We start from the raw sequence: 22,776 nt of genomic DNA, 5'->3' as shown, positions 1-22,776 counted from the left end.
AGGAGTGATTATATGGCTAAAGTATTTATCGAATTAGCACAGATATTAGAGAAAAATCCCCGTTTTATTGATACTCGCTTCGATTTGAGTGATAAAGATGCAGGACGACAACTGTATAATCAGGAACATTTAGAAGGAGCAGTATATTGGGATTTAGAAGAAGATTTATCTGATATGCTCAAGGAAAATGGTCGCCACCCGATGATTTCGAAGGAAAAAATGACGGACCTTGTTCAGCGAACTGGTTTAAAGCTGGATGATTTTATCGTAATTTACGACCAGGGAGGAGCTCCTTTTGCGTTACGTGCATACTTTTTATTGGAATGGGCAGGTTTTACAAATATATATGTATCCCGTTCTGGACTGGAAGAATTAAAGAGTAAGCTTCCAGTTTCTAAAATGGAACCTGTCTTAGCGCATTCAACAACGATCCCTCAATGGAACAACAGTAAATTACTTACCATGGAAGAAGTAAAACAAGTAGTTGCAGAAGAAATAGAGGGACAATTAATAGATGCTAGATCTAATGTACGCTATAGAGGGGAAAGTGAACCGATTGATTCAATCGCTGGTCATATTCCAACTGCTATTAACTTTGACTGGGAGCAGCTTAAAAGGGATGGGAAATTTCTAGAGCAGAAAGAGTTGAAAGAAAAGTTGGCTCACTTGGCTCCGCACAACAAACCAGTGATAGCTTATTGTGGAAGCGGAGTCACTGCTGCACCATTGTATGGATGTTTAAAAGAGGCTGGCTACGAAAATGTTCAACTTTATGTCGGTAGTTATAGTGATTGGATAAGAAAAAATGAAGTTAATCAAGCATAAATATTTCTTTTACACCTTATTTCAAGTATAATAAATTGTCTTGGGTAAATAACTATAGTATAATAGGCAAATTGTATACGCATGAAATGAGGGCTTTTAATGAAAAAATCTATATATGGTCTGACTAGAGATCAATTAATCGAATGGCTACTTGGACAAGGCCAAAAGAAATTCCGTGCAGAGCAGGTTTGGGACTGGTTGTACATCAAACGTGTACAAAGTTTTGCGGAAATGACAAATGTAAACAAAGAATGTCTTCAAATTTTAGAAGATAACTTTGTCATACAAACGTTAAAAGAAAGTGTTAAGCAAGAATCAGCAGATGGGACAATTAAATTCCTTTTTGAAATGCATGATGGAAATTTAATCGAAACAGTACTAATGCGATTTAAATATGGACTTTCTGTGTGTGTTACGACACAAGTAGGGTGTAATATCGGCTGTAGTTTTTGTGCAAGTGGATTACTTAAAAAGAGCCGCGATCTGGATGCAGGAGAAATTGTGGAACAAATTATGAAGGTACAATTCCATTTGGACCAAATTCAAAAAGAAGAGCGTGTTAGCCATATCGTAGTAATGGGTATTGGGGAGCCGTTTGATAACTATAAAAACTTGATGAATTTCTTGTACACTGTCAATGATCAAAAAGGACTTTCTATTGGTGCTCGTCATATTACTGTTTCAACAAGTGGTCTTGCTAAGAAAATCATTGATTTTGCGGAAGAGGATCTTCAAGTAAATCTTGCTGTTTCTTTACATGCTCCAAATGATGAGCTTCGCACGAAAATCATGGTCATCAATAAAGCATTCCCAATTGAAAAAGTAATGGCAGCGGTAGATTATTATTTAGAGAAGAAAAATCGTCGGATTACATTCGAATATATTCTTCTTAAAGATGTAAATGATCATGTAGAAGAAGCGCTACAACTTGCAAAACTTCTAGAAAACAAACGTCATCTGTCATATGTGAATCTGATCCCGTATAATCCAGTAGATGAGCATGGACAATATCAGCGTAGCGATGAAAAATCTATCAGTGCTTTCTTCCAAACACTGAAAAACAAAGGGATTAATTGTGGTGTTCGCATGGAGCAGGGTAGTGATATTGATGCTGCATGTGGTCAATTAAGAAGTAAACAGATTAAAAAAGATAAAGTAATAGCAAGCAATTAAGAATTCGAATGAACGATTAAAAACGTAAGGACATTTTAATATAAGAACCTAATTTGTATCGTTTTCGGAGTAACTTTGGACAGATTTGCTGCTATATTATTATCCTGATTTATTAGAGGCGGGTTGTGACGTAAGTCACAACCCGCCTTAGTTTTTTCGATAAATTTATGGCGTTAGTCTGTCCGTCGTCCTCCTTCAACTATAGTAAACAGATTCTTAAAGCTTTTGGGAAGAGGAGAAGTAATTCTTTCCTACCTGTCGAAGAAGCGCTCGAAGATACAATTTCGAGCGCACCTCGCTTTCTCTATTAGTAAATACTTACTATATGGTAGAAATTCCGCTACATAATAAGAGTTTCTACTTCATTTATCGTCCGCAGTGTGTATGCCTAAGGCTGAAGAGGGAAATCAAATGTTTAACACACATACTATTTAAGTCACCTGGAAAAAAATTCATAACGGAAAAAACGCATTAGCCGTTGTGGCTATGCGTTTTTTTGTCGTCTTGTACAGGTATTTCGTCAATTGTGTGCTTAAATGCGTAGCCTTTATTGATCGTGAAAATGGTGAGGCCTAATATAATTAGGAATATAAAAATACCAATAATAATTACGGTAGTCATGCATGGACCTCCTAATAGTGAATTATTAGCTTAATCATAGCATAAATTTCAAAATAATCAGTTGGGGGGGGTTCACTTCACTCATTGTTTATTTCACGACTAGTTAATACTGTATTAAATAATTACTCCCCATAAGCTGCTTGCATTGTTTTTTTACTTTTGTTGCATTTTCGGACAGTTCATAAATTGTTTGAGATTCTCGATTGGTTAATCCTGCTATGGAAATAGTTAATAGAGGATATTGTTCTTCTATTCCGTGCCTATTTTTAGCAACGATATGTCCTTTTGTATAATCGTTTGCATAGTAATAATTTTCAATGGCTTGATTGAACTGTTCTATAATCTCTTCACACATTTCTTTACTACTTGCTAAATCTGTAATTAGAATGAAGTCATCTCCGCCAATATGACCGATGAATCTATCCGTAGGGCAGACGACCTCTAATATCCTTGCGAGATCCATAATTACCTTATCTCCCTTTTCGAATCCATATACATCATTGTATGGTTTAAAATTATCAATATCTAAGTATAGAACAATAAGGTCGTTCGTTGCTTCAATACATTTTTGAAGTTGCTGTTCAATAATAATATTCCCTGGTAATTCTGTCAGTGGATTTAAATGTTTTGCATAGTCTATTTCTAGCTGCATACTTTTTTCCAATAAATCCTTGACCGTCACAATGCCAAAATAATGTTCTTCTTTCGTAATTGTGATGAAATCATATAAGTGTAATGGATCTCGTTTCATAGCAATTTTAGCAACAACGTCTATTGGTGTTCCGGCGTCTACTTTCATAAATTGTCTGCTCATAATTGCAGAAATTGGCTTTTTATTGTATAAACTGTACCCATAGGGACCACTGAATTTCAAATGAAGTTTATTTCTTGTAATTACGCCAATTAACTTATTGTTTTCTTTAATACAAAATCCAGGTAAGGAATCATTAGATTCCATTAATTTACTAACTTTGGAAATAGGCAAATCACTCGAAATCAGATGTAGGGGAGTAGCGATATGCTCAATAGTTGTGTCGGTTAAACGATTAGAAACCATACTGTTTTGTCGGTTATTTTCTTTTTTGATAATATCTATCAACTCACCACTGATTGGAAATAACTTTGGATTTGGCTTTTGAATATAATAGCCTTGGCCGAAATGCACTCCTATATCAATGAGCGTATTTAATTCCTCTATTGTTTCGATGCCCTCTGCAATAATATGTATTTGAGAATAATTAGCAAATTCACACAAACTTCTAACGAGTAATTGTTTGGTTCTATCCTTATTAATATTACGGATTAGTTTCATGTCTAATTTCATGAAATGTGGGCGTACATCAGTAATTATATTTAGTCCAGAATATCCAGAACCTACATCGTCAATTGCTATTTGATAAAATTGTCTTTTATAATGATCAATCGTATTAATGAAATCCTTTAAATTGTTTATAGCCTCACGTTCAGTGATTTCAAAAACAATAGAATCTGAATCCATGTTAAAAATAGACAAAAATTCTTTTGTAAAACCTTGTTTAAATTTCGGGTCATTCATAATATTGGGATTTACATTTAGGAAAAGTTTTCCTTCCGCTTGTAATTCATATGCACATTTCAGTGCATTTGCCCTACAAACATTTTCAAGCTCCCACAGTTTTCCAGTCTTTAAAGCATAATCAAATAAATTTTCTGGATTATGTAACACTGTATTTATAGGTCCTCTAGTTAATGCTTCATAACCATATATTTGCCCAGTTTGTAATGAAATAATTGGTTGAAATACTGTTTCTATCGATTTTTCTTCTAATATATAGCTAAATAGATTGTGATAATCATTTTCTAAAATTGCCATTCTATAATCCCCCTAAAATAAAACAATATATCCTAACTTATATTTTAAAACAAAAATGTCTCCTACATATTATTTCTATGTTAAGAAATTGTAATGGTCTCCAAATGAATGCTGAAAATTTCGAATAAAAGTAATTGAATAAGTCGTAATGTTGTTGACTATTATGCATATTCAGTGTAATATTGCTTTATCTTAATGCTTTAGCGAGTTGAATCGCTGATGCGTCAAATGTAAAATGGGGGTTATTAAAGATGAAGAGTACAAAGAAGAAATTTGCTACGGTATTATCAGCTGCTGTTTTACTATTAGCAGCATGTGGTGCAGATGAAACTGCTTCAACAAATAGTACGAAGTCAGAGGATACAAAAACATTTACCATTGGTGTAACACAAATTGTAGAACATCCATCGTTGAATGCAGCTTATGAAGGATTCCAAAAAGCAATTGAGGATGCAGGACTTGAGGTCGAATATGAATATCAAAACGCTCAAAATGATAATAGTTTAAATTCGACGATTGCTAATAATCTAGTAAGCTCAGGAGTAGATTTAATATTTGCTAACTCGACACCTAGTGCACAAGCAGTTACGGCGTTAACTGAAGATATTCCGATTGTATTTACTTCGGTAACAAACGCTGTTGATGCTGAACTTGTAGATTCTATGGAAAGCCCAGGTGGAAATGTAACAGGGACAGTTGATACACACCCCGAAGCTATTCCAAATACCGTTGCTTATATGAAGAATGAGTTAGGATTAAAAAATGTTGGGATGGTATTTAATGCAGGCGAGGCAAATTCACGTTCTTCTGTAGATGCAGTAAAAGAAGAAATGGCTAAAGTTGGGCTAAATGTTGTAGAAGCTTCTGTTTCAACATCTGCTGAAGTTAAGCAAGCTACTGAATCTTTAATAGGAAAAGTAGATTCGATATATATTATAACGGATAATACGGTAGTTAATGCACTTGAATCTGTTATAGATGTTGCCAACGAACATAAACTTCCAATGATGGTAGCGGAGTTCGATTCCGTAAAACGTGGTGGCTTAGGTGCGTATGGCTTTGAATTTTATGATATCGGCTATGAAGCTGGTGAAATGGCTGTTAAAATCTTAAAAGGTGAAAGCACACCTGCGGAATTACCCGTTCAATATCCACAAAATTTAAAATTCGTTTTGAACAAAGATACTGTTGATGCCCTTGGAATTGAAGTAAAAGATGAATGGGAATCAGAATTTGTGGAATAGATAGGAGTTTGATGTTTTATGTTTACAGCAATCTTTGGCTCAGTTGAACAAGGATTTATATATGCACTTATGGCACTCGGTGTCTATTTGACATTCCGAGTGTTAGATTTTCCAGATTTAACGGTGGATGGAAGCTTTGTTACTGGAGCTGGTACTGCTGCGGCAATGATTGTACTTGGTTATCATCCTGCAATTGCAACATTAGTAGCAATAATTGCTGGATTTCTAGCTGGTTGTATGACAGGACTATTACACACAAAAGGGAAGATTAATCCGTTACTTTCTGGGATATTAATGATGATTGCTTTGTATTCTATTAATTTACGAATTATGGGCTTTACGATTGAGAATTCTGTAGGAAGACCGAATATCCCATTAATGAATGAAGGAACTATATTTAGCCAGTTCTTCAGCTGGTGGGGAAATTTAGGGATAGATGAGGTTATTAATGGTTTCTTCACATCTATGGGCGTTCAATATGTTCCAAAGACATGGGGAACTGTAGTAATTGTTGCTATTTTGATTATTATTATAAAATTGATTTTTGATTGGTTCTTAAAAACAGAAGTTGGCTTGGCAATCCGTGCTACCGGAGACAACAAGAAAATGATTCGTAGCTTTTCGGCAAATACAGATACACTTGTCATTCTAGGATTAGGCCTTTCCAATGCACTCGTTGCATTTTCTGGTGCTTTGATTGCTCAATATACGAAAGCTGCTGATATTGGATTAGGTATAGGGATGATTGTAATCGGACTTGCATCTGTCATTATTGGAGAAGCAATTTTCGGTACGAAAACAATTGTTAGAACAACCCTTGCAGTAATCGTAGGTGCTATTATATATCGTATCGTTTTAGCTTTGGCACTTCGAGTAGAATTTTTGGATGCGGGAGATATGAAGCTCATTACAGCATTCATTGTAATTGTAGCGCTAATTTTACCTCAGTTTTTTGAAAAACGTCGTGAAAAAGGTAGGAAAGCAAAACGGCACGCATTGCGTGAATCTGAAGTGCTAGCTCTAAATAAGAGTAAGGAGAGTGAAAACCTTGCTTAAATTAAATGATATCAACAAGATTTTCAATGAGGGTACTGCTGATGAGAAAATTGCATTAGATCGCATAAATTTAGAATTAAATATCGGTGATTTTGTAACAGTTATCGGGAGTAATGGTGCTGGTAAATCTACCATGTTAAATATGGTTTCCGGGGCATTATCTCCTGACTTTGGTCAAATATTAATAAATGGCAATGATGTTACAAAACTCCCTGAATTTAAACGATCTAAGTTTATCGGTAGAGTGTTTCAAGATCCAATGTCTGGTACGGCACCAACAATGACGATCGAAGAAAACTTAGCAATTGCCTACTCTAGAAATAAAAAAAGGAGTCTGAGAGTTGGCGTAGATAAACAAAGAAAAGAATTTTTCCTTCACTCACTGGAAAGCCTACATCTTAATCTTGAAAATCGCTTAACTGCTAAAGTAGGACTACTTTCTGGTGGAGAGAGACAGGCATTATCTTTGTTAATGGCTACTTTTACACAACCGTCTATTTTATTATTAGATGAGCATACTGCTGCACTCGATCCTTCTCGTGCGGAACTAATAACAAATTTGACCGAAAGACTCGTCAAAAAAGATAATCTTACTACTCTAATGGTAACTCATAATATGCAACAAGCTTTAGATTTAGGTAATCGTTTGATCATGATGGATAAGGGTCAAATAATTTTGGAAGTTGGAGAAGAAGAAAAGAAAGATTTAACTATTGAAAAGCTGATGGAAGAATTCCAACGAATTAGAGGTCAAAAATTAACAAGTGACCGAACGTTATTATCATCTTAAATAAGTAAAAGAGTAGCTTAATTGCTACTCTTTTTTTAATGGTCAGAAAGTATGTAAAAATGTAGCGTGAACACTGAGTTTATGGAATGAAAAGAATGATTAATACTACTGATTTCCGTTTCAGGTGGACGCTTTCCTTTGTAATGCTTATAAGGACCGAAGGCTAAGGGCGCCACGTCGTGTGGCTAAGCCTTCGTGACCAACATCCTGTTGGCCTCCACTGGAGTCGCCACCTTACACTCCAATCAATTAAGTGAGTGATACTAAATTTTACGATATTGCATAGCATATCGCTTAGATGATAAGAGTAGTTCAAGTTAATGTAGGGATAGAATCTTCCGCTCGGTTATGAATACTAATTTATTAGGAAAGAAGAAAGTGGATTTACTTTGATCGGAGTTCCTTTCACCCTGACTAATTTTAAGAAAAACCACCTATATTTAGGTGGTTTTATATCCAATTATATAAAGTGGTTCTAACTGATTGGAGCGCAGAGCGGCGACTCCGGTGGGACAGTACGAGCTGAAGACCCTGGACTGAGCGTAAGCGAGGGAAGCGGCTGAAGCCGTGCCCACGGAAAGCGTCTGCTCGGAGCGGAAATCAATGGTATATCTACGTTTTGTTATTAAAGGACCGGCCGTCTTTTGCCCGGTTTTTTTATGTCTTAATGAGTAAAAATGGAAAATAAAAAAGTGGCTAGACGCAACATTTAGTTACGACTAGCCACACTAACTTTCACATTAAGCCATTGCAGCTTCGATATTGCCCCATGGAATATCCATTGCATCCGCAAGGCCTTTTCCGTAAGCAGGATCAGCTTTGTAGCAATGAATGATGTGACGAACTTTGATAAATTCTTCTACTCCATCCATGTTACGAGCAGTGTTTTCGAATAACACTTGTTGTTTTTCAGGTGTCATCAGATTGAATAGTTTACCAGGTTGCTCATAATAGTTATCATCATCTTCACGGAAATCCCAAATGCCAGCGTCCCCTTGAAGTGCTAAACGAGGCTCTTTAAATTGAGGTTGTTCTTTCCATTGTCCATAACTATTTGGCTCATAAGGTATTGTTCCACCTAAGTTACCATCTACACGCATAGCACCATCTCTATGGAAAGAGTGTACCGGACATTTTGGTGAGTTAACCGGAATTTGGTGGTGGTTAACACCTAAACGGTAACGTTGAGCATCTGCATATGAGAATAAACGTGCTTGTAACATTTTGTCTGGAGAGAAGCTAATGCCAGGAACAACATTAGAAGGTGCAAAAGCAGCTTGCTCTACTTCAGCAAAATAGTTTTCTGGATTACGGTTAAGTTCCCACTCTCCAACTTCGATTAGTGGGAAGTCTTTTTTATACCAAACTTTTGTTAAATCGAATGGGTTGTAAGGCATATTATTAGCTTGCTCTTCTGTCATTACTTGAATAAACATTTTCCATTTAGGGAAGTTGCCTTCTTCGATATTACCGTAAAGGTCACGTTGAGAACTCTCACGGTCAACTCCTACCACTTCAACTGCTTCTTGATCAGTTAAGTTTTCAATACCTTGTTGAGAGCGCATATGGAATTTTACCCAAACACGTTCATTGTTAGCGTTGATCATACTGAATGTATGGCTACCGAAACCGTGCATTGTACGGTAAGATTTTGGAAGACCTCTGTCACTCATTACGATTGTCACTTGGTGAAGTGCTTCAGGTAATAATGTCCAGAAATCCCAGTTGCTATTAGCGCTACGCATACCAGTACGTGGATCGCGTTTAATAGCATGGTTTAAATCAGGGAATTGTAGTGGATCACGGAAGAAGAATACTGGAGTGTTGTTACCAACTAGATCCCAGTTACCTTGCTCTGTATAGAAACGCATAGAGAATCCACGGATATCACGTTCAGCATCTGCTGCTCCACGCTCACCTGCTACTGTTGAGAAACGTACGAACATTTCTGTTTCTTTACCAATTTCAGAGAATAGAGCAGCTGACGTATATTGAGTAATATCATGAGTTACAGTAAATTTACCATATGCACCTGAACCTTTAGCATGCATACGACGCTCTGGAATTACTTCTCTATTAAAGTTTGCTAGTTTTTCTAATAACCACACATCTTGTAATAATACTGGTCCACGTGGTCCAGCTGTTTGCGAGTTTTGGTTATCTACTACTGGCGCGCCCGCTGCAGTTGTTAATTTATTGTTGTTTTGATTTTCTGACATTCAATTTCCTCCTAGATTAGAATATTTATAATACAATAATCATTATATCAAACAGATAACTATTTTGCTAGATTTGAGGTGTGGATATTTAATAAACTTTATATTAATATAATAAAAAATGTAATATCAATCGATTTAAACGTTGATATTACAAGGTTTTGGTTAAATGAGTAATTCAAATAACGTACTATCTTTATTTACTTCCTTAAAGGAAAATCCATTCTCATTCATGCGAGAAAGGATGCCAGAATAATCATTTCTGTTTTTCAATTCAATTCCGACAAGCGCAGGTCCACTTTCCTTATTGTTTTTCTTTGTATATTCAAACGTAGTAATATCATCATCCGGTCCAAGAACTGTGTCCAAAAATTGACGTAATGCTCCGGCTCTTTGTGGGAATTTTACGATGAAATAATATAATAACCCTTCGTAGATTAAAGATTTCTCCTTAATCTCTTGCATACGACCAATATCATTGTTCCCACCGCTAATAACACAAACGACAGATTTACCTTTAATCTCTTCGCTATAGAAATCTAGCGCTGCAACAGTTAGGGCACCAGCAGGTTCTGCAATAATCGCATGTTTGTTGTATAAATCCAATATCGTCGTGCAAACTTTTCCTTCAGGTATTAGGACAATATCATCCACGTACTTTTTACTTAGCTCATAGGACAGGTTTCCGACACATTTTACTGCTGCTCCATCGACAAATTTATCAATTGATTCCAGCATAATTGGTCCTTCATTTTTAAAAGCAGCTTGCATACTAGCGGCTCCAGCAGGCTCAACACCAATTACCTTAGTAAAAGGAGAGACGTTCTTTATATATGTAGAAAGTCCAGCTATTAACCCGCCACCTCCAATGCTACCGAACAGATAGTCCATAGGAACTTCAATGTCATTCATAATTTCCACTGCAACAGTAGCTTGACCTGCAATAATTTCTGGATCATCGAATGGATGAATAAAGATTTTATCCTCCGCCTCTGCATAAGCCGTTGCACTTTCCGCTGAATCATCAAATGTATCCCCTACTAGAATGATTTCAACAAATTCCCGTCCGAACATCCTCACTTGATCAATCTTTTGTGCCGGTGTAGTTAGTGGCATGAAGATTTTAGCGATAATTCCTAATTGGGCACATGCGTATGCGACTCCTTGTGCGTGATTACCAGCGCTAGCACAGACAATTCCTTTTTCCTTTGCAGCTTCCTGGATTGTTTTGATTTTATAGTATGCACCACGTAATTTAAAAGAGCGGACATGCTGTAAATCCTCCCGTTTTAAATAAATAGATGCTCCATACTTATCAGATAAATATTCGTTTTTTTGTAAGGGTGTATGGTAGACGACATCTTTTAAAAACTGATGTGCGATAAGGACATTCTCGACTTGAATAGTCTTCGTATCTGTTGATTGCATAATAGGGAAAGTACCTCCAATTTTCTATTTATAGATTATTATATTTTATCACACTACATCGCTAAAATGCTAGAATTCCTTCGGATAATTCCAAATTGTTTAACAATTAATTAGTTAAAAGTGTTCATTATGAACATACTATATTAAAATTTAACAAAATATATTGACTTTAATGGTAGAGACGAACATAATATGTTCATAGTAAACGTTTTCTGAAAAGGAGAATTACATGATTCCCGAATTAAGAAAGAAACGCATTATAGAAGTGCTTGCTGTAAAAGGTAAAGTAGAAATTATAGAATTAGTTAATTTGCTTGATGTATCTGCTATGACAATTCGTCGAGATTTAGATGAATTAGAAAAACAGAAGAAACTTATAAGAACCCACGGAGGAGCTGCAATACCCGAGGGTATTATTGCGGAACAGAGTTATCTTCAAAAAGTTGCAGAAGCACACCCACAAAAAGTGGAAATTGCGGAGATCGCAATAGGTTTAGTAAAAGATGGCATGAAAGTATTTCTAGATTCCGGGACAACAAATTTTGAAATTGCCAAACGTTTAAAACGAAGAGAAAATCTAACAATTGTTACGAATGATATTAAAATCGCCGCGGAATTGATGGACAGTGAAGTAGAAGTCATTATGCTAGGCGGAAAAATACAAAATGGTGTTGGAGCAGTCTTTGGAACATATGCAGAAAACATGTTAAAAGAAATCCATGTGGATATATTGTTTTTAGGTGCACATGCGGTGCATTCTACACTAGGTATTACCTCTGCTACTTTGGAGAAAGCTTCTATCAAAAGACAGATGATTAAAAGTAGTGAGGTAGTTTATCTCGTAGTAGATGCTCAAAAGTTTGGAAAGAAAGCGTTTGCTAAAATTGCTAGTATTGATTCTGTGACTGCTATAATAACCGATCAAACGCTTCCAGTAGAAGTGGAAGAAATCTACAGGGAAATGACTACCTTTATTAAGGACGTGAAAAAATGAAAGTTGGAATTATTGCAGATGACCTAACTGGGGCTAATGCAACTGGAGTGCTCCTATCAAAAAACGGTTTTAATAGTGCTACCGTAGTATTCGAAGGGCAAGTACCAACAGTTGGCGGGTTTACCTCCATTAGTATGGATACGGATAGTAGATACTGTGCACCTAGTTCAGCACAATCAAGGGTTTTAAAAGCATACGAACAACTTTCATCATGGGGTGCAAGCGTGTTTTGTAAACGTATAGATAGCACTGTACGTGGAAACCTTGGAGTAGAAACAGACACATTATTAAATGCACTAGGAGAAAAAAGTGTGGCAGTAGTCGTTACGTCATATCCAGATTCAGGTCGCATCGTCTCTGGTGGATATCTATTGGTAGAGGGTGTACCTGTTGAATCTACGGATGTCGCAAAAGATCCTATGAATCCGATTACAATATCTCATGTACCAACTATTATGAGTGAGCAAAGTCAGTTTCCGGTTTCACATATAGGCTTAGGAAGAGTGTTAAAAGGGAAAAATAGTATTCATTTAGAAATGATGAAACAAATAGAGGCTGGAAATCGGATTATCGTTGTGGATGCTGTTACTAATGAGGAAATCGATCATATAGCTGAATCGATGGCTGCAATTGAGGGTGTGGTTTTTGTACCAGTGGATCCAGGTCCATTATCCGCTTCCTATAGTCGTTTAATGGCTCATCAGCATGTTTTGACAAACAAATTCATCGTGACCGTAGGAAGTATAACCCCATTAACTGGAAGACAGTTAAATTATCTAATAGATAAGAAGAATGCTAATCCAGTTTATGTGAATACGGCGGCCCTGGCTTCTACTACTAATACATGGCAAGAAGAAATAGAACGCGCAGTGAACGAAGCAATTATTAAACTTGAAGATCAAGAAGTTCTGATTATCACTACTTATGCCCCTGGTGCTGCAAAATTAAACTTAAAAGATATAGCCACTAGAGAAGGGGTGACGGAAGAAAAGCTTGCCAAACGCTTAACGGAAGGTTTGGCTAGAGTCACACATGGTGTTATTGACCAAACAGAACATACAATTGATGGGATGTTTTCCAGTGGTGGAGATGTAACAGCAGCACTATGTTCTGTTAGTGAAGCGCAAGCTATCGGACTGCAGGATGAAGTTCTTCCGTTAGCTGCATATGGTCATTTTATAGGAGGAGCTTTCGATAGTATTCCTGTAATCACTAAAGGTGGCATGGTAGGGGATAAGTACTCTATTTATAAATGTGTAAGATTCTTAACAAACAAAAAAGAAGAAGGAAGTGTTTAGGATATGACTACAGTTCGAGAAATTATTGCAATTCCTATGGGAGATGCGGCCGGTATTGGTCCTGAAATTACAGTGAAATCTTTAGCAAAAGAAGAACTTTACACGATGTGTAAACCCTTAGTAGTAGGGGATGCAAATATACTTCGTAAAGCAATCGAAGTTACTGGAGTAAATTTGAAAGTTAGTGTAGTAACATCACCTGCAGAAGGTTCTTATGAATTTGGAACAATCGATGTGATGGATTTAGCAAATATTAATATGGAAGATTTCGTGCCTGGAGAAGTTTCAGCACAAAACGGACAAGCAGCATTTGAATTTATAAAACGCTCAGTGGAACTTGCAATGGCTGGTGAAGTGAAAGCAATTGCTACTACACCGATTAATAAAGAATCATTAAAAGCAGCGAATGTTCCTTATATCGGTCATACAGAAATGCTAGAAGATTTAGGTGGGGCTCCAGATCCATTAACAATGTTCCAAGTAAAAGGAATGCGTATATTCTTCTTAACACGCCATGTATCCGTAGCAGAAGCAATTACGCAAATGACGAAAGAAAGAGTTCGTGATTATTTAAATAGATGTGATAAAGCTCTCCAACGTCTAGGAGTTGAGAGTCGTAAGCTTGCAGTTGCAGGATTAAACCCACATTCAGGTGAGGGTGGTCTATTCGGTATGGAGGAAGTAGAAGAAATTAAACCAGGTGTCGAACTTGCAAAAGCAGATGGAATTGATGCTTATGGTCCAGTACCAGCAGATTCAGTTTTCTTCCAAGCGCTAAATGGTAAATATGACGCAGTTCTTTCTCTATATCATGATCAAGGTCATATCGCAGCGAAAATGACGGATTTCCACCGTACTATTTCTATTACAAATGGTCTTCCTTTCCTACGTACATCTGTTGACCATGGTACAGCATTTGATATCGCATGGAAAAACATTGCATCTGAAGTTAGCATGTACGAATGTATCAAACTAGCTGCTGAATATGCACCAAAATTCACTCGTGAATCATTGTAAAGATAAGTAATTATATAGAAGGAAAGTATTTTACTTTCCTTCTTTTTAAACTAGAGGATTGAAAGGGGTTTCATGGGAATGACTTTAGAGTTACAAATGTTATTAGGTCTAGTAATAGGTATTACAGTTCTTATTTTACTCGTATTAAAAACAAAAATTCATGCATTTTTAGCTTTAATCATAGCAGCATCCATTACTGGTTTAATAGGTGGAATGGAGCCACTAAACGTAGTAAATTCGATTACTTCTGGATTTGGTAATACTCTAGCCTCTATAGGTATAGTAGTAGGGTTAGGTGTTATGATGGGACGTATTCTAGAAGTTACTGGGGCAGCAGAAAAACTTGCTTATTCATTAATACGTTTAGTTGGAAAGAAAAAAGAAGAATGGGCAATGGCTATTGCTGGTTATATCGTTTCAATTCCAATTTTTGTGGATTCAGCGTTTGTTATTTTAAATCCTTTAGTTAAATCTTTGTCACGTAAAACTGGAAAATCTGTTGTAACTCTTGGAGTTGCACTGGCTATTGGTTTGGTGGCAACTCACCATGCAGTTCCACCAACTCCAGGACCACTAGGAGTTGCAGGTATTTTTGGCGTAAACATTGGAGAAATGATTTTTTGGGGACTCATTTTTGCGGTGCCAATTATTATTGTAGGCGTGTTGTACGCCCAGTGGATTGGTAAACGAATCCATCAAGTGCCAGAAGAAGATGGGGATGGTTTTGTTCGTAAGGATCCATCTGAAATGGTATATAACGATTTCTTAGCAGCATCGAGTGATCGTGAAAAAGAACTTCCTTCATTATTTAAATCTTTTTTCCCGATTTTATTGCCAATCGTTTTAATATTCTTAAACACAACTTTAACAGCTTTAGAGTTTACTGGTGGAGCATGGGACTATGTGTTGTTCTTTGGGCAACCGATTATTGCCCTGGCTTTAGGTCTAGTGGCAGCAATTTATGGATTGGCTAATCACATGAAGCGTGAAGAAGCGTTGGAAAGAATGGAAGAAGGTATGACAACTGCAGGTATTATCTTGCTTGTTACTGGAGCAGGTGGTGCTTTAGGTACCGTATTACGCGATAGTGGTACTGGTGATTATCTTGCCGAAATTATTGCAGGATTACCAATACCAGCAATATTAATACCATTCTTCATTGCCTCTATTGTTCGTTTGATACAAGGTAGTGGGACAGTTGCAATGATAACAGCAGCATCTATTTCTGCGCCAATACTAGTAAATTTAGATGTCAATTTAGTACTGGCTGCACAAGCAGCCGCTTTAGGTGCTATGCTATTCTCTTACTTCAATGATTCTTTGTTCTGGGTTGTTAACCGGATGCTTGGTATTACTAAATTGAAAGAACAAATTATGGTCTGGTCAGTTCCAACAACTTTAGCCTGGATTACGTCATTAATCATGTTAGTAATTGCTAATGCAATCGTCGGCTGATAAATAGAATATTGAAATGGAATCGCTACTCTTGTGGTGGTTCCATTTTTAATTTCATGTAGATTAGTAGTCTTGGAGTATCATTTTAAAAGAAATAATTTTTTAATAGATGGTATGCTTAGTGCGTTATAAAGTGGTCAGAGTGATCTTAGAGACTTGGTTTATTTGTTGAAAGGAAGTAATAGGTTTGAAAAATGTTTTTACAAAGTAGACAATGCTTCTCTTGTTTTTAATTTTTGTTTGTGGAGGTAGCTGGCCAATTTATAAAATTTGATTGTATTTGGTGGTTTTTTCGAAGACTTTTCCGATATCGTTTGGAATAGTGAATATATTGGTGCATTAAGTTATGGTTCTATTTTAGGTATTCCTCTTGCGCAGATAGTGTATTACAAACTTATTAGGGAAGGTGAAGCTAGTAAAGTAGGAGCTTTCACTTTCATGGTGCCAATTATTGCAGTAATATTAGGCGCGGTATTCTTAGATGAAACAATTACATATTTACTCATAATCGGTTTAGTTTTGGTTGGCATTAGCATATTTATCGTAAATTATAGAAGTAAAAAGAAACTGATAGATTATAGTAACGTAGAAAATTCATAGAACTATATCTTTTGTTTTCCATAAATAAAGAATAATATTCCAGTGAGATACGAAAGGATAGTCATAACTATCCTATTAAAAAATGGCTGTGTTAAAGGTAAGGGTGGATTTTCACAAGGTGGTATTGTTTGTGAAATGTTTCACTTAAGTTAAAGTTAGCAGGAAAGTTGAATCAGAAGGTATTTTTAAAATTATATCGAAGTACTTTATTAAAACGAAGGAGGGAAGTTATTGGATAAAAAAATAAGTCTAATTTTAGGGTCGTTATTCATTTTATTTAGTGGACTAATTTTTACGATTGAACGCTTAACCGCATATATTTATTGGTCGGCACAAATAAATACCGGAATGTGGGATACTACTCCAAAAACAATGCCATTATTCGATAACCTTTTCATAGCATTATTTTTCATTAGTGGGATTGTATTTATTATCTTGTCTTTCAAGAAGAAAGGTTAATGAACTAACGAGGAGCTATACAGGCTTTAGTATAACGAAAAAAGGGATGTTGGTAATCATATAAGTAAACCGTCTGTCCAAAGCCCCCCGAAAACGATAGAGAGGTTTTGAACTTAAAGAACTAGGCAGGTCATTTACTGGGATATTTAGTGTGTATACTGCCATTTTATAGAATTTTATTGATACTGCCCGATTAGTGAGAAAAATTGGACGACAAAATCATGAAATACCTTTTCGGAAGGAGATAGATTTCTTGTAGCCGGGCTTATAATTCCAACAGTTCTTCGTATATTTGGCAATTCAATAGCGATCTTCTTAGTGAATCTCGGTGTAGAGTTATAAAAAGTGCTTTCTGGTAAAAGTGTTACTCCTATCCCAGCGGCGACTAATCCTTTAATCGCATCCATATCTTCACCCTCAGAAGATACTTTAGGAGTGAAGCCAACAGAATTACATGCTTCGACTACTAACTTTTGCATAATATAGCCTTCCGGAAAAAGTATAAAATCCTCTTGGCGTAAATCAATAAGAGGTATCTTATCTCTATTGGCAAAGGGATGATTGCTATTTACGAGAATAGAGAAATTCTCCGTAAAAAGGATGGTGTTATGCAGACTACTATCCTTAGGAGGTAGAGGACCCAAAAAAGCCAAATTCAGCTCCCGATGCTTAACAGCTTCTATTAAATAGTTGTATGACCCTTGGCGCAGATGAAAAGCCACATTTGGATGCTCTTTCTTAAACGCCGAAATGACAGTTGGTAATAAGTGACCAGCTAAACTAGTTGGAAAGCCGATTTTAATCGTTCCTTTTTCAGGGTCTAAATATTCATCAATTTGGTTCTTCGCAAAATCAATTGCTTGGATGGCAGAGATACTATGCTCTAAAAAAGTCTTACCAATTGGTGTAAGCTTGACATTTCTACCAATTCGCTCGAATAATTGAACCCCAAGTTCATCTTCTAAATTAGCTATTTGTCTACTAACTGCAGACTGTGCCACATGTAAATGGACTGCAGCCTCCGAAATATGCTCTCTTTCTGCAACTTCTATGAAGTACCTCAATTGGCGTAATTCCATCGAATTCTCCTTATCTATCTCGTAATTAGATGATTTATATCCAAATTATATATTGTTTATATTATTTTGAAAACATACAATATTCCTAAGACACTTTATTAGTTTAAAGGGAGGAATAAACATGACATTTCACCAACTACCACCGGCACAAGGTATGTATGATCCGACTTTTGAACATGATGCATGTGGGATAGGTTTATACGCACATATAAAAGGTAATGCAACACATGATATCGTAAAAAAAGGCTTAGAGATGTTATGTCGTTTAGAACATCGCGCTGGAAGAGGCGGCGACGGCAAAACAGGTGACGGAGCAGGATTAATGGTTCAAATACCTGACATCTTTTTTCGTGTTGTATGTAGCGAATGGGATTTACCCGAAAAAGGTAAATACGGAGTTGGTATGTTATTTTTTACAAACGACTCTAAAGAACGCAAACTAATTGAACAAAAGATAAATGATTTAATAGCAGCTGAAGGGCAAGTGCTTATTGGATGGAGAACTGTGCCAATCGATGCAAGTGGATTGAGTAATAAAGCGAAAGAAACCGCACCATTCATTCGTCAAGTTTTTATTCAATCTAATGATGAATTAGAATCATTAGCTTTTGAACGTAAATTATATATCATTCGTAAACAAGCAGAACATTGGGCTGAACGTCAAAGCCTTAAATTCTATTGTGCGAGCCTTTCTAGTCAAACGATTGTTTATAAAGGACTATTAACTCCTGAAGAAGTTGATTTGTTTTATGTCGATTTACAGGATGAATTATTCACTTCTGCATTCTCACTTGTTCATTCCCGTTATAGTACAAATACGTTTCCTAGCTGGGAGCGAGCACATCCAAATCGCTATATTGTTCACAATGGAGAGATCAACACATTACGAGGCAATATCAACTGGATGAAGGCTCGAGAGAAACAATTTGTTTCAAAAGCTTTTGGTGAAGATCTATTGAAGCTACTACCAATTATCGATACGAATGGTAGTGATTCTTCCATGCTCGACAATGCTTTTGAATTATTTGTTTTAGCTGGCAGAACACCTGCCCATACAGCTATGATGCTTATACCAGAGCCATGGACGGAGAATCCGCATATTTCGGACGAAAAGAAAGCTTTCTATGCTTATCATAGCAGTTTAATGGAACCATGGGATGGCCCAACCGCAATTTCCTTTACAAATGGCAAGCAGATAGGGGCCATTTTAGACCGTAACGGATTGCGTCCTGCACGTTATTTTGTTACGAAAGATGATTATATTGTGTTCTCTTCTGAAGTTGGAGTAGTGGATATAGATGAAGAAAATATTTTATATAAAGAACGTCTAAGCCCTGGCAGAATGCTGTTAGTTGATTTGGAGAAAGGTAGCATAATTTCTGACGAAGAAATAAAAACAGAAATGGCGCAAGCTCAACCTTACCAACAATGGTTAACCGAAAATATGTATAAGCTTCCTGAAACAGAAGAAAAAGTAGAACAATTGGATGATTTGTTATTCCGTCAAAAAGCATTTGGTTATACGTTTGAAGATGTGCATAAGTATATGATCCCAATAGCAATGGATGGGAAGGATCCAATCGGGTCCATGGGGAATGATACACCTCTAGCGGTATTATCTGATCGTCCGCAGTCGTTATTCAATTATTTTAAACAGCTTTTTGCTCAGGTGACTAATCCTCCAATTGACTCGATTAGAGAGCATATTGTAACTTCAACAATGACGCTGCTTGGAGCGGAAGGTAATTTACTTCATCCGGATGCTACTAATGCAAAACGAATCTTTTTAGATACTCCTATTTTAACAAATGGTCAATTAGCACACTTAAAAGAGAATAATATAAAAGGCTTTTCAACTGTATACCTCCATTTAGAAATGTCTGAATATTTGGAGTTGGATTTAGAAAAACTTTCGAAAAAAGTAGATGTTTTGGTGGAACAAGGAATTTCTCTATTTATTCTTTCGGATAGAACTATTTCACAAAGGCAACTAACGATTCCTGTATTATTAGCAGCAAGTCATATACACCAACATTTACTGCGAAACGGAAATCGTACAAAAGTAAGTATTATTGTCGAATCTGGTGAAGCACGTGAGGTACATCAGTTTGCCGCCCTTATTGGATTTGGTGTAGATGCGATCAATCCTTATCTTGCATATGCAACGATCGGAGAGGCAATACAAGATGGGCATATAGCGAGCAGTTACCAACAAGCAGTAGCTAAATATAGTAAAGGAATTGCAGATGGTGTTGTAAAAGTAATGTCCAAAATGGGGATTTCCACTGTTCAAAGTTACCGAGGGGCTCAAGTTTTTGAAGCTGTTGGGATTAGTAAAGACGTAATCGAGCGTTATTTTACTGGTACCGTTTCTCAACTTAGTGGAATTGATTTAGAAACAATTGCGAGGGAAGCTATTAAAAGGCATGAACAAGCAGTTGTTACATCAGGTAATTCATTAGAATCAGGTAGTGATTTTCAGTGGAGAAGCAATGGAGAACATCATGCATTCAATCCTAAAACGATTCATACGCTTCAATGGGCAACTAGAAGAGGCGATTATGGATTATATAGACAATATGCAGAAATGGCCAATGAGGAACGTATCGGATTCTTAAGAAATTTATTCACTTTTAATAAAGGAATTAAAAAAATTCCACTAGAAGAAGTAGAATCTGTAGAAACAATAGTTAAACGCTTCAAAACAGGTGCCATGTCATATGGTTCCCTAAGCCAAGAAGCACACGAAACATTGGCAATCGCGATGAATCGGATCGGTGGGAAAAGTAATAGCGGAGAAGGCGGCGAACATCCGAGCCGTTATGAACTGGATGCTAATGGCGATAATAGGCGTAGTGCTATTAAACAAATTGCATCGGGTCGATTTGGTGTAAAGAGTCATTATCTCGTTCAAGCAAATGAATTACAGATTAAAATGGCTCAAGGTGCAAAACCAGGTGAAGGCGGGCAATTACCTGGAAATAAAGTATATCCTTGGGTTGCGGATGTTCGTGGTTCTACAACAGGAGTAGGTTTAATATCTCCACCGCCACATCATGATATTTATAGCATTGAAGATATGTCTCAATTAATTCATGATTTAAAAAATGCCAATAGAGCAGCTAGGATTAGTGTTAAACTTGTGGCGAAATCAGGGGTAGGCACTATTGCAGCTGGTGTAGCTAAAGGAGCAGCAGATGTAATTGTAATTAGTGGATACGATGGTGGAACTGGTGCATCGCCTAAAACGAGTATTAAACATACTGGTCTTCCATGGGAATTAGGGCTTGCGGAAGCACATCAAACATTAATGTTAAATGGTTTGCGCGATCGGGTAGTGTTAGAAACCGATGGGAAACTAATGACAGGTAAAGATGTCGTAATGGCAGCATTACTCGGTGCAGAGGAGTTCGGGTTTGCAACAGCACCACTGATTGTCATGGGGTGTATTATGATGCGAGCATGTCACTTAGATACTTGTCCAGTAGGTATTGCCACACAAAATCCAGAGCTACGGGATAAATTCACAGGAACTGCCGACTATGTAGTTAACTTTATGAAATTTGTAGCAGAAGAAGTTCGAGAATACATGGCTTTACTAGGATTCAGAACGATGGAAGAAATGGTTGGTCGAACAGATGTGTTACAGGTTAGCGAGCGTGCAAAAACTCATTGGAAAGCAAAACAGTTAAATCTAGATGCGCTATTGTATCAAGCGGAAGGACCGAGAACTTGGAAAACGCAGCAAGATCATAAAATAGATGAATCATTTGATATAAAGGTTTTACTACCCAAATTGAAAAAAGTGATAGAAAGTCAGTCGAAAGCGGAACTTCATTTCCCTATAACGAATAGAGATCGTGTTGTAGGAACTGTAATTGGAAGTGAAATTTCCAAACAATATGGTGCAAGAGGATTAGCGGATGATTCAATCGTTTTAAGATTTACAGGAGCAGCTGGTCAAAGCTTTGGTGCTTTTATTCCAAAAGGAATGTCGATGTATATTACAGGCGATGTTAATGACTATTTTGGAAAAGGCTTATCGGGTGGAAAACTAATTGTAACAGCACCTATTCAAGGTAAAGCAGAACAAAATGTTATTGCTGGAAATGTTGCGCTTTATGGAGCAACGAGCGGAACTGCATTTATCAATGGTCGTGCTGGGGAGCGTTTTGCAGTTCGAAATAGTGGAGTAGATGTTGTTGTGGAAGGTATCGGAGATCACGGCTGTGAATACATGACAGGTGGCCGTGCTGTTATTTTAGGGGATGTAGGGAAAAATTTCGGGGCAGGAATGTCTGGTGGAATTGCGTATGTACTTGTGGATGATGTGAGCGGGTTTAAAGAAAAATGTAATACTGAAATGATTGGATTTGAACAAATTCAAACTGCAGATGAATTACATGCTTTACGTCAATTAATAATGGATCATTATTATTATACGAAGAGTACAAAAGCGATGAAATTATTAGATAAGTGGGATGAAGCATCTAGTCGATTTGTAAAAGTTGTACCAATTGATTATAAAAAAATGGTAGATAAAATTCAATCGTTTAAATTACAAGGACTAACTGATGATGCAGCTGCAATGCAAGCATTTTTGGCAACTTCGACTGTTGAAAAAAAGGATAATAAAGTTCTAGCGAAAAAATAAGGAGAGGGGAGATAC

Annotated in this window: 17 protein-coding genes; 12 read left to right on the top strand and 5 right to left on the bottom strand. The window is 36.7% G+C overall.

Annotated features, from left to right (window positions below):
- The first annotated feature begins 12 nt into the window (after positions 1 to 12).
- Both LDK52_RS07730 and rlmN read left to right on the top strand, forming a co-directional pair.
- Positions 13 to 825 carry a sulfurtransferase gene (locus tag LDK52_RS07730; protein ID WP_277585380.1) on the top strand — a complete coding sequence of 271 codons (813 nt, stop codon included), beginning with the start codon at positions 13 to 15 and terminating at the stop codon, positions 823 to 825.
- Between the two features lie 99 nt (positions 826 to 924).
- A complete protein-coding gene (rlmN, locus tag LDK52_RS07725) occupies positions 925 to 1,998 on the top strand; it encodes a dual-specificity RNA methyltransferase RlmN (RefSeq protein ID WP_277585379.1) in 1,074 nt (357 codons plus the stop codon).
- A gap of 471 nt (positions 1,999 to 2,469) precedes the next feature.
- Here the strand turns inward: rlmN and ytzI are convergent, their stop codons facing one another.
- Together ytzI and LDK52_RS07715 are read right to left on the bottom strand one after the other, a co-directional pair.
- Positions 2,470 to 2,619: a YtzI protein gene (ytzI, locus tag LDK52_RS07720; protein WP_277585378.1), complete on the bottom strand. Its 150-nt coding sequence runs from the start codon at positions 2,617 to 2,619 to the stop codon at positions 2,470 to 2,472.
- A 103-nt stretch (positions 2,620 to 2,722) separates the two neighbouring features.
- The gene (locus LDK52_RS07715) at positions 2,723 to 4,471 is read right to left on the bottom strand and encodes a GGDEF domain-containing protein (RefSeq protein WP_277585377.1); all 1,749 of its coding nucleotides are present in this window, start codon (positions 4,469 to 4,471) and stop codon (positions 2,723 to 2,725) included.
- Positions 4,472 to 4,722: 251 nt separating this feature from the next.
- Between LDK52_RS07715 and LDK52_RS07710 the strand changes: the two genes are divergently transcribed.
- The 3 genes from LDK52_RS07710 to LDK52_RS07700 are packed head-to-tail and all read left to right on the top strand — an operon-like array spanning position 4,723 to position 7,561.
- On the top strand, positions 4,723 to 5,715 hold the full coding sequence (locus tag LDK52_RS07710) for an ABC transporter substrate-binding protein (protein WP_277585376.1): 993 nt from the start codon (positions 4,723 to 4,725) through the stop codon (positions 5,713 to 5,715).
- Between the two features lie 18 nt (positions 5,716 to 5,733).
- Positions 5,734 to 6,771, top strand: coding sequence for an ABC transporter permease (locus LDK52_RS07705; RefSeq protein ID WP_277585375.1), 1,038 nt, complete (start codon positions 5,734 to 5,736; stop codon positions 6,769 to 6,771).
- Positions 6,764 to 7,561: an ABC transporter ATP-binding protein gene (locus LDK52_RS07700; RefSeq protein WP_277585374.1), complete on the top strand. Its 798-nt coding sequence runs from the start codon at positions 6,764 to 6,766 to the stop codon at positions 7,559 to 7,561. The genes LDK52_RS07705 and LDK52_RS07700 overlap by 8 nt, the downstream gene beginning before the upstream one ends.
- A gap of 740 nt (positions 7,562 to 8,301) precedes the next feature.
- Here LDK52_RS07700 and LDK52_RS07695 read toward each other — a convergent pair.
- Both LDK52_RS07695 and ilvA read right to left on the bottom strand, forming a co-directional pair.
- The gene (locus LDK52_RS07695) at positions 8,302 to 9,780 is read right to left on the bottom strand and encodes a catalase (RefSeq protein WP_277585373.1); all 1,479 of its coding nucleotides are present in this window, start codon (positions 9,778 to 9,780) and stop codon (positions 8,302 to 8,304) included.
- Between the two features lie 162 nt (positions 9,781 to 9,942).
- A complete protein-coding gene (gene ilvA, locus LDK52_RS07690) occupies positions 9,943 to 11,205 on the bottom strand; it encodes a threonine ammonia-lyase IlvA (RefSeq protein ID WP_277585372.1) in 1,263 nt (420 codons plus the stop codon).
- Positions 11,206 to 11,434: 229 nt separating this feature from the next.
- On the opposite strand from ilvA, the gene LDK52_RS07685 reads away from it, so the two are divergent.
- The 6 genes from LDK52_RS07685 to LDK52_RS07660 all read left to right on the top strand — a co-directional run bounded on the left by LDK52_RS07685 (position 11,435) and on the right by LDK52_RS07660 (position 17,028).
- Positions 11,435 to 12,199, top strand: a complete 765-nt coding sequence (locus tag LDK52_RS07685; protein WP_277585371.1) for a DeoR/GlpR family DNA-binding transcription regulator — start codon at positions 11,435 to 11,437, stop codon at positions 12,197 to 12,199.
- A complete protein-coding gene (locus LDK52_RS07680) occupies positions 12,196 to 13,497 on the top strand; it encodes a four-carbon acid sugar kinase family protein (RefSeq protein WP_277585370.1) in 1,302 nt (433 codons plus the stop codon). Before LDK52_RS07685 ends, LDK52_RS07680 begins: the two co-directional genes overlap by 4 nt.
- A gap of 3 nt (positions 13,498 to 13,500) precedes the next feature.
- The gene (gene pdxA / locus LDK52_RS07675; RefSeq protein WP_277585369.1) at positions 13,501 to 14,514 is read left to right on the top strand and encodes a 4-hydroxythreonine-4-phosphate dehydrogenase PdxA; all 1,014 of its coding nucleotides are present in this window, start codon (positions 13,501 to 13,503) and stop codon (positions 14,512 to 14,514) included.
- A gap of 78 nt (positions 14,515 to 14,592) precedes the next feature.
- Positions 14,593 to 15,969 (top strand): GntP family permease, encoded by a 1,377-nt coding sequence (locus tag LDK52_RS07670; RefSeq protein ID WP_277585368.1) that lies wholly within the window; start codon positions 14,593 to 14,595, stop codon positions 15,967 to 15,969.
- 270 nt (positions 15,970 to 16,239) lie between these two features.
- A complete protein-coding gene (locus LDK52_RS07665; protein WP_277585367.1) occupies positions 16,240 to 16,569 on the top strand; it encodes a DMT family transporter in 330 nt (109 codons plus the stop codon).
- Between the two features lie 231 nt (positions 16,570 to 16,800).
- The gene (locus LDK52_RS07660) at positions 16,801 to 17,028 is read left to right on the top strand and encodes a hypothetical protein (RefSeq protein ID WP_277585366.1); all 228 of its coding nucleotides are present in this window, start codon (positions 16,801 to 16,803) and stop codon (positions 17,026 to 17,028) included.
- 176 nt (positions 17,029 to 17,204) lie between these two features.
- On the opposite strand, the gene gltC is transcribed toward LDK52_RS07660, so the two are convergent.
- Entirely contained in the window at positions 17,205 to 18,107 is a 903-nt protein-coding gene (gene gltC, locus LDK52_RS07655) for a glutamate biosynthesis transcriptional regulator GltC (protein ID WP_277585365.1), read from the bottom strand.
- 121 nt (positions 18,108 to 18,228) lie between these two features.
- On the opposite strand from gltC, the gene gltB reads away from it, so the two are divergent.
- Positions 18,229 to 22,761, top strand: a complete 4,533-nt coding sequence (gene gltB / locus LDK52_RS07650) for a glutamate synthase large subunit (RefSeq protein ID WP_277585364.1) — start codon at positions 18,229 to 18,231, stop codon at positions 22,759 to 22,761.
- Positions 22,762 to 22,776: the final 15 nt, after the last annotated feature.

It is taken from the genome of Psychrobacillus antarcticus, assembly GCF_029533155.1.
Taxonomy (GTDB): domain Bacteria; phylum Bacillota; class Bacilli; order Bacillales_A; family Planococcaceae; genus Psychrobacillus; species Psychrobacillus antarcticus.
The sequence above is the reverse complement of the archived record's forward strand: the minus strand, read 5'-3'. Positions and strand labels throughout refer to the sequence as shown.

Excerpts from the sequence above, each read along its gene's own strand:
- LDK52_RS07695 (WP_277585373.1), bottom strand. The coding sequence starts at position 9,780 with ATGTCAGAAAATCAAAACAACAATAAATTAACAACTGCAGCGGGCGCG.
- LDK52_RS07730 (WP_277585380.1), top strand. The coding sequence starts at position 13 with ATGGCTAAAGTATTTATCGAATTAGCACAGATATTAGAGAAAAATCCC.
- LDK52_RS07680 (WP_277585370.1), top strand. The coding sequence starts at position 12,196 with ATGAAAGTTGGAATTATTGCAGATGACCTAACTGGGGCTAATGCAACT.
- pdxA (WP_277585369.1), top strand. The coding sequence starts at position 13,501 with ATGACTACAGTTCGAGAAATTATTGCAATTCCTATGGGAGATGCGGCC.
- gltC (WP_277585365.1), bottom strand. The coding sequence starts at position 18,107 with ATGGAATTACGCCAATTGAGGTACTTCATAGAAGTTGCAGAAAGAGAG.
- LDK52_RS07685 (WP_277585371.1), top strand. The coding sequence starts at position 11,435 with ATGATTCCCGAATTAAGAAAGAAACGCATTATAGAAGTGCTTGCTGTA.
- LDK52_RS07705 (WP_277585375.1), top strand. The coding sequence starts at position 5,734 with ATGTTTACAGCAATCTTTGGCTCAGTTGAACAAGGATTTATATATGCA.
- ilvA (WP_277585372.1), bottom strand. The coding sequence starts at position 11,205 with ATGCAATCAACAGATACGAAGACTATTCAAGTCGAGAATGTCCTTATC.
- LDK52_RS07710 (WP_277585376.1), top strand. The coding sequence starts at position 4,723 with ATGAAGAGTACAAAGAAGAAATTTGCTACGGTATTATCAGCTGCTGTT.
- LDK52_RS07670 (WP_277585368.1), top strand. The coding sequence starts at position 14,593 with ATGACTTTAGAGTTACAAATGTTATTAGGTCTAGTAATAGGTATTACA.
- ytzI (WP_277585378.1), bottom strand. The coding sequence starts at position 2,619 with ATGACTACCGTAATTATTATTGGTATTTTTATATTCCTAATTATATTA.
- gltB (WP_277585364.1), top strand. The coding sequence starts at position 18,229 with ATGACATTTCACCAACTACCACCGGCACAAGGTATGTATGATCCGACT.
- LDK52_RS07715 (WP_277585377.1), bottom strand. The coding sequence starts at position 4,471 with ATGGCAATTTTAGAAAATGATTATCACAATCTATTTAGCTATATATTA.
- rlmN (WP_277585379.1), top strand. The coding sequence starts at position 925 with ATGAAAAAATCTATATATGGTCTGACTAGAGATCAATTAATCGAATGG.